This is a genomic window from Endozoicomonas sp. ONNA1, from assembly GCF_024606325.1.
In the GTDB taxonomy this organism is placed as follows: domain Bacteria; phylum Pseudomonadota; class Gammaproteobacteria; order Pseudomonadales; family Endozoicomonadaceae; genus Endozoicomonas_A.
In genome coordinates this window covers 1-7,323 of sequence record NZ_JAHHPN010000755.1, presented here as the reverse complement: position 1 = coordinate 7,323, position 7,323 = coordinate 1, and the positions used below count along the sequence as shown (strand labels likewise).

9 protein-coding genes are annotated in these 7,323 nt (G+C 48.1%); all 9 read right to left on the bottom strand.

What is annotated here, in order from left to right:
- Positions 1-347: 347 nt before the first annotated feature.
- Positions 348-857: a type II secretion system protein M gene (locus KDK19_RS18145; protein ID WP_257274742.1), complete on the bottom strand. Its 510-nt coding sequence runs from the start codon at positions 855-857 to the stop codon at positions 348-350.
- A gap of 5 nt (positions 858-862) precedes the next feature.
- Positions 863-2,275 (bottom strand): type II secretion system protein GspL, encoded by a 1,413-nt coding sequence (gene gspL, locus KDK19_RS18140; RefSeq protein ID WP_257274743.1) that lies wholly within the window; start codon positions 2,273-2,275, stop codon positions 863-865.
- Positions 2,276-2,284: 9 nt separating this feature from the next.
- Positions 2,285-3,262 carry a type II secretion system minor pseudopilin GspK gene (gene gspK / locus KDK19_RS18135; RefSeq protein ID WP_257279649.1) on the bottom strand — a complete coding sequence of 326 codons (978 nt, stop codon included), beginning with the start codon at positions 3,260-3,262 and terminating at the stop codon, positions 2,285-2,287.
- The gene (gene gspJ, locus KDK19_RS18130) at positions 3,262-4,026 is read right to left on the bottom strand and encodes a type II secretion system minor pseudopilin GspJ (RefSeq protein WP_257276200.1); all 765 of its coding nucleotides are present in this window, start codon (positions 4,024-4,026) and stop codon (positions 3,262-3,264) included. The genes gspK and gspJ overlap by 1 nt, the downstream gene beginning before the upstream one ends.
- Complete coding sequence (gspI, locus tag KDK19_RS18125; RefSeq protein WP_257276199.1) at positions 4,023-4,418, bottom strand: type II secretion system minor pseudopilin GspI; 396 nt, start codon at positions 4,416-4,418, stop codon at positions 4,023-4,025. The genes gspJ and gspI overlap by 4 nt, the downstream gene beginning before the upstream one ends.
- Entirely contained in the window at positions 4,399-4,920 is a 522-nt protein-coding gene (locus KDK19_RS18120) for a prepilin-type N-terminal cleavage/methylation domain-containing protein (RefSeq protein ID WP_257292521.1), read from the bottom strand. The genes gspI and KDK19_RS18120 overlap by 20 nt, the downstream gene beginning before the upstream one ends.
- Positions 4,921-4,979: 59 nt before the next feature.
- On the bottom strand, positions 4,980-5,414 hold the full coding sequence (gene gspG, locus KDK19_RS18115; RefSeq protein ID WP_306674461.1) for a type II secretion system major pseudopilin GspG: 435 nt from the start codon (positions 5,412-5,414) through the stop codon (positions 4,980-4,982).
- Between the two features lie 156 nt (positions 5,415-5,570).
- Entirely contained in the window at positions 5,571-6,791 is a 1,221-nt protein-coding gene (gene gspF, locus KDK19_RS18110) for a type II secretion system inner membrane protein GspF (protein WP_257279651.1), read from the bottom strand.
- A 29-nt stretch (positions 6,792-6,820) separates the two neighbouring features.
- Positions 6,821-7,323, bottom strand: a 503-nt coding sequence (locus KDK19_RS18105; RefSeq protein ID WP_257292520.1) for a GspE/PulE family protein, incomplete at its 5' end; no start/stop codon positions are given.

The following is a 7,323-nucleotide window of genomic DNA, read 5'->3' as shown; positions in this document are numbered from 1 at the left end:
AACCGCCGACCCTCTGCTTGTAAGGCAGATGCTCTCCCAGCTGAGCTAATCACCCGATTTCTTTGCGCGATGCATTGCGCTGAAGTCATGCGAATACTATGTAGATCAGGTGGTAGTGTCAAGGGCAGAAGCATGTAAAAAAACAGAACTTTAGCACTCTGACTATGAATTTCTTTGTGCTCTCAGCATTAGCGAACAGCCTTAATGGGTTATCGCAATGCCTGAGTCCAATTTTGAAGTTCAAACACTCCCTTTAGAATTCAAAAAAGTACAAACACTTAATCTAAATAACTGCCGCTTATTGAGAGATGTTAGGGCCTGGGATTAAGCCCTTTCACCAAGCAGGATCAGTTCGCAAGATGCATATAGACTTTTACTCGGCCTTCCTCTTTACCTCGGTCGATTTTGATTTGTTGGATAATCACTTCATAGCGGGTATCTAAAACAACCATCCAGGCCAACAGCTTCTGATAAGCTGCATCTTCGACCCAAACTCCTAAACCTTTACGATCCGGTTGAACACGACTCAGTGTCAGATCTGATTGTTTGGCACTGCTCGATACAATCGAAGAAAGGTCTTTTTTAGCAGCTGCAGACCTTTGTTTCCTATGAGCCTGTTTTGCCTGATCAATATTCTCTGCCATCCAGTCATAAATGGATTGTTGATGAGCGAACTCTTCCTGCTGTTTTTCACTCCATGCAGTGATGGGCTCCCAAACGAATAGATAGGCTGCAGCCAACAGAAGGACAGCCGTCAGAAAATGCATTGCTCTACGATCTTTTTGTGACATTAGCTCATACTTAGCCTGAAGCTGGAGCCAGAGCGGACTTCTTTCGAGTAGATGGGTCAGTTTCATCAGCTTCACCTGCCTATGGTCATTCGGGCATTGACGCCCGCTTTTTCCTGAATTGCACTGTCCAATCGTGCGCTCAGCCCGGACGATTTTACTGCTGCCAGAAGCTTATCAATTCCTTCAAGACTGTCTGCTTTCAACTCCAGCACCATCTTTCCTGAAGCATCATTGAAATCCATGCTGACCGGCTTCAGCTTAAAATCAGGTAAAGAAGATGACACAGCAGAAACCTGTTGCAACAGAGGTAAGAAGGCTTCTCCACTGACCTTTTGCCCTGCATTTTTCAATCGACTTTCCATGCGTCCCTTCAAGTTAATACTTCCAGCTGAATGGGCCTGAGCCTCGAGCACCTGCTGATCCTGTGGAAAGACTTCCAGGTAGAGCGCGGCGGACTCCTGCCAGTAATCCTGTGCTTTTTGTTGATACATCAACCCTTCCCCGACTTTTAAGCCCAACTCAAGCAGTAGCCAGATGGAAGCCACCAAGGCAAGAGGCTTCCAGCGACGCATCTTGCGGCTAGCCCTTTTAGGACATTGATAGGGGCCATGACGAAGATCCACTAATTCGGCTGATTTTCTGGAAGAAAAATACAACGACGCCAGATATTCAAAAGCAGTATTGGTCAATGGTTCTTCTACCACCAGCCAGCCGTTTTCATCCAAGCATCGTTTCACTTGTTCTCTTTTCTCAGTAGCCAATGGCACCAGACCATCTGCAAATTTTATTCTGGCACTCACAAGAGCTTCAGAATCTTCAGCTACCAGCTCCTCATCAGTCTGAAGAATGTCTTCAGTGGTTTTTTCTCCCCAATGGCTCAGAACAAACCTAAGTGCTTCATAGTCAAGGCAAACAGTGGAATGGTCAGGAGCGGAAAGAATGCAGGAATCATTTTCAAGAAGGAGGTTTAATTCCCGCGGCACGCCCTGCAAAAACTGAAGTTCAGCGATAACTTGCTGGGCAGAAATCCCCTGCTCTTCAAGACAGGATAATAGAGACTGCATCTGTTCATGTGGAACAGCTGAAACGGAAACCTGGTCACTCTTGCGGTGTTGATAGCTGGCCAGATGCATAGACTCAATGTCATCGGCCAACTCTTCTTCAATCATAAAGGGCAGCGCGGTTGAAAGATGCTTTCGCTGGCCGCTATTGATAGGCAACTGCTTGTGAATGACCAGAGTCCCTGGCAGAAGCACTACCACCTGTTCCGGCATTTCTTCTTCCAAGGTGGATTCGTCCAGCTCTGTGTCATCTGGTTTCTGAATAACAAACCGAACCCAGTCATTTTTGACTTGTCCCAGTTCAGAAATATGGAGATCCCCGGAAAGCTGCCCATTCTCGGCAAAAGCCCCCCACTGAACTCGACTGTTTGGCTCAATCCGGGAAACCGGTGGGGGTATCCGAATCAACAGGATGTTTTTCATTATTAGACCTCAGGATTCCTTCTTGGCACTTACCCAATAGTCGTTGGGTCCAATCTCACGACCGGCGATTTGAACCTTTCCCTCTGCATTACGATACATAAGGGTTTTTAAATAGAATGCAGTATCTCGATACGTTGCCTTGATGTAAGCAGTGAAATATTGGCTGGCAACATCCAGAGGCACTTCTTTAAGAGCAGCAGTTTTGTCTTTCAGGGCTGGTAGCCTGGCCAGATCTTCCAGTCTGGGGAACCCTTCTGCACTCCGAGCATCAATAATAGCCTCTACATCCCCTTCTGTGAGTTTATCAGACAGGGCGCCAATCACTTCGGGCAAAGCTGCGTTAACGTTGATCCTGGAAGTCTTAGGCAAAACGGCCACCAGAGGCGCTAACAATTCAAACTCAGCACTGCCAACCCCCTGAATCAGTCTTAACTCCGATACTGAAACAAACGGAGCATCGGCCGTTCTACGCGGCGGTTCCATGACGAGATAATTATTATCTTCTCCACCGGATTCTGAGGGTTCCTGATCATCGTCGATCCAGTCCTTGATGGCTGCGGCAATCTCTGAACTAAGCCCCAGGTTATGCAGTATTTTCTCAAACATACCTACAAACTTTTGGCCGTCCAGCGCTTCTGCAGCGAGCCAGTTCAGGTTAAACCGACTGGTTTCATCAACAATGACCAGCTCGATATCCCCCTGATCAGGGGCGTAGCCTACTTCCCGTATATTCCAGCGTTCACTTTCGTGATCCATAAATTTTTTCTTTTTCTTGTCGTCTTCCGCATCCTGCTCAAGTAATAAAGCAACATATTGTTCAGCCCCCAGAGCCAAATGTCTGGCCTGAATACGCTCAAGATAATGGGTGTTCTTCTCAGTATGCAGCCACAGGCTGGTTACCATCTGAGAAGCCATTAGCGTAATCATGGCGAAGATCAGGAGCACGTAGATCAAAGCAATGCCACGCTGCCGTTTAACTGACCTCATTATTCATCCTCATTATCATCACCTTGACCATCGTCACTCTGATCCAACTTTGGTGTGTGAGCGTTTTGCTCAGCGTTCCTCTGATCACTACCCTGTTCTTGCTCCGGCCACTTCAGAGCATCCGAGGACTTGTAATCTAGAGCTGGCAAAATAGTTACTAGTGTTCCAAAGTCCACATGCTTCACGGTCAGCTCTATCGCGTAGGGCATTACCGGGTCTTCTGTTTTCCTTGCTCTACCCGCTGGTTTGCCACCTCGGGATTGTTTTGCCGGTGGCCAGCTACTGCTCCAGCGCTTCTTTTCGTTCATAAAACGGACTTTCAATCCGTGCACATTGTTGAGAATAACCTGCCTTATCAGAATCGGATCCGGAGCCCTGTCCAGCATCAACCAGTAGTAGCGAACCAGCTCATCCTCTTCCAGGTTATAGGCAACACGTTGCAAGTTACTCCTCAGTTCCTTCAGCGGGTTACGCCAGCCAGCACGAGTAAATTCCAGAGCAAAGCCATCAAGACTGGGAGACACAACAGCTGGCTGACTGTCACCAAATTCATCCCGCACCGGTCTTGCTGTCATCTGGAATAGATCTTTCTCCAGAATCAACTGCGCTCGTTGAATTTCATCCAGATAGTCCAGAATCCCATCAGTTACCTGCTGAGCCCGACTCACTGAATCGAACAACTTGTAGGCTGCCGCACTGATCATGGCAAAGAGCATTATGGCGATCATCAGCTCAAGCAGTGTGAAACCTTTGCTCCCACTCATTTCCTCGGTTTCCTCAAATAGGACTCCAGAGAAAACATCGGAATGCCATCATCACTGGGCTTTTGATTACCCACAAAGACATCCACAACAATTTTCCTAAAGTTTTTCTTACTGGTATCCCTGACAGTTTGACGGACATACCAGTCATACCCGGCATAGATTTCAACCTTTCCCGTGACACCTTTATCAGGCCAGTTTTTTTCTGCCTGAAGTCGGCTCAAGTATTGATCGGCGAGCTGTGCAGCCAAAACCTTTTCCTGCATATAGCGGGTTTGGCGAATACTATTACCGTCTGCCAACATCAACATGGATGCGGCCAGAGCAAAAATAACTAGTGCCACCATCACCTCAATAAGGGTGAAGCCCAAAACACTAGCGAACGACTTCGACATCGGACAAGCCATCGGTTATCAGCACCACACCCTGCTTTTTGTTTTCAACGGGGACCACGTATAGAGAAAAAGGGGTCACCTGATAGTCTGAATAAAACACTACATCGGGACCGGTATCTTTGGGTTCGAGATAGGGCAATTCGTCCTCGGCTGTATAAAGATAAAAATCCAGGCTTTCCGGCATTTTGTAGGCTTGAAAAGGTGTCTCTGTGATGACAGCCCACTCAGTACTTTCCAACGGCAGTACCCACCACTGGTAACGACCATTCTCATCAATGGAAAAACCGTATTCGGCATTATCCAGGAGCGCTTTGTCCCTGACCTGAGAGAACAAAATCTGTAATCTTGCCGCCTGCTCTTGAACTGTTTTTTGTACATTGCCGGTGATTGGGCTCAGAAGAGTAATACCCAGCAATATACCTATGATCAGAATAACAACCAGCAACTCGACCAAGGTGAAACCCTGATTTTTCTTGTCATCTGGCCTACTTCCTTCCGACACCGTAACGTTCATTGAGCCCCTGTCACTTTGAAAGGTTTAATCGGATACCAAGACTAAGCTCAAGACTCTTCCCAGTTGGTAATATCTGCATTAAGACCTTCACCACCTTCACGGCCGTCAGCCCCCTGAGAGTAAAGATCGTACTTACCATGATTCCCGGGCTGCAGATAAATGAAAGCATTCCCCCAGGGATCAACCGGAGCCTTTTTCAGATAACCTTCCGGGTTCCAGTTTCTGGGCTCGGGAGCAATGGTCGGTTTCTTGACCAAGGCATCCAGTCCCTGATCCGTTGAAGGGTAAAAACCGTTGTCCAGTCTATACAATTCCAGTGCCTGAGAGATCGTTTCAATATCGGACCGGGCCACGGTAACCTTGGCCTGATCAGGTCGACTGAGAATCTTCGGCGCCACCATGGCAGCCAGTATGCCCAAGATCACGACAACCACCATGATCTCTATAAGGGTAAAACCTCTTTGTACCTGTCTTGTCATCATTTTCACGACCTCATCAATGGATTCCGTACCGAGGAAACGGGATTTCTGCCGCCATTTCCAGAAAAACCTGCCGGATAACCGGAAGATTCTGTCGTGTACGTCCTGTGTCTAACCGCACGTACATTGGCTTAAAAAGCCATGCACACGGCGTACAGTTCAGTTCAGAAGCTGGTTCATGTTCAGGATGGGCAGCAGTATGGCTAAAACAATCACCATGACGACACCACCCATGACTACAAGCATTAAGGGCTCAAAAAGTCCAAGTAGGAGAGAGATTCTTCCATCCAGTTCCATCTGCTGGTTCTGAGCCGTTCTGTCCAGCATTTCGTCCAACTCACCTGTAGATTCACCACTGCCGATCATGTGTAGCATCAGAGGTGGAAAATAACCGGTTTCCGCCAAGGCCCGGTTCAGGCTGGACCCTTCACTGACCCTGCGAGCTACATCTTTCACCGCATCACAAATGGCCTGATTATCAATAACCTGTGCAGCGATCATCAGGGCTTCCACCAGCGAAACACCACTGCGTGTGAGAATGCTCAGGGTACTGGCAAATCTTGCAGCACTTAATGTTTTACTAAAGCGGCCAAGAACCGGTAAGCGTAAAAAGAAACGATCCCATGACATCCGAACGGTCGGCTTCTTCAGCGCCTGCCTGAAGGCTACAATCCCAAAGAAAATAATACTGAAGATGAAAGGCCAGTAGGTCTGGAATCCTTCGCTGGCAGCGATCAGTACAACCGTGATGCCAGGTAAGTCCTGACCCGTATCGACAAACACCTTTACAACATCCGGCACCACATAACCCAGCAGAAAACTGACTATCCCAAGGGCCGCCATTAGCAATATGATGGGATACAACAGCGCCTGTTGAATTTTCTGGGTCGATTTCATTCTGGCTTCGGTGTAGTCCGCCAGCCGGTTCAGCACCTTATCCAGATAACCTGCATGCTCTCCGGCCGCCACCGTAGCTCGGAACATCTGGGGGAAAATATGTGAAAAATCTTCAAGACTCTGGGCCAGCGTGAAACCTTCAAGTACTCTGGAACGAATCGCCAACAGCATATTTTTAAGCCTGCGCTTTTCCTGCTGGGAAGCGACACCATATAGCGCTTCCTCCACCGGCATGGCAGCTTGAATGAGAGTAGCTAACTGACGAGTCAGAGTGGCTAGCTCAACAGCAGAAACACCACGTTGAAAGAGTACTGACAAACCACCAGAGGCATTCTGTTTCTGCTCTGAAACCTGATTGACCGATAAGGGCGTCAACTCCTTATCACGAAGCATTTGCCGGACATGCCGGTTACTGTCGGCTTCCAGTGTGCCCTTAAGCTGTTTGCCCTGCTTATCGAGGGCGATGTATTCATATGCAGCCATGTCGTGCGGTGATCCGCCTCCGATACGGATTAATCTTTCTGGGTCACTCTGAGCACTTCTTCCAGTGTTGTCAGACCAGCCAATACCTTCTTGGCGCCATCTTCCCTTATGCTCGGAGAGCTCTTTCTGACATAGTCAGCAATTGACTGTTCTCCTTCTCCTGCATGAACCATTCTTCTGACCCGCTCGTCGACCATGACCACTTCATAGATACCAGTCCGCCCTCGGCATCCAGTATGGTTGCACTCTTTACAGCCTATTGCGTGGTATAGCTCAGGAGCATTGACCATATCAGCCCCTAACTCCCGACATTCAGCTTCATCAGGTTGGTAGGACTGTTTACATTGATCACAGAGGACTCTGACCAGACGCTGAGCCATCACACCCAGCAAGCTGGAGGAGAGTAGAAAAGGTTCAATTCCCATATCCTGCAAACGGGTCAATGCACCAATGGCAGTATTGGTATGAAGTGTTGATAAAACGAGGTGACCAGTTAAACTTGCCTGCACTGCAATTTCAGCTGTTTCGGTAT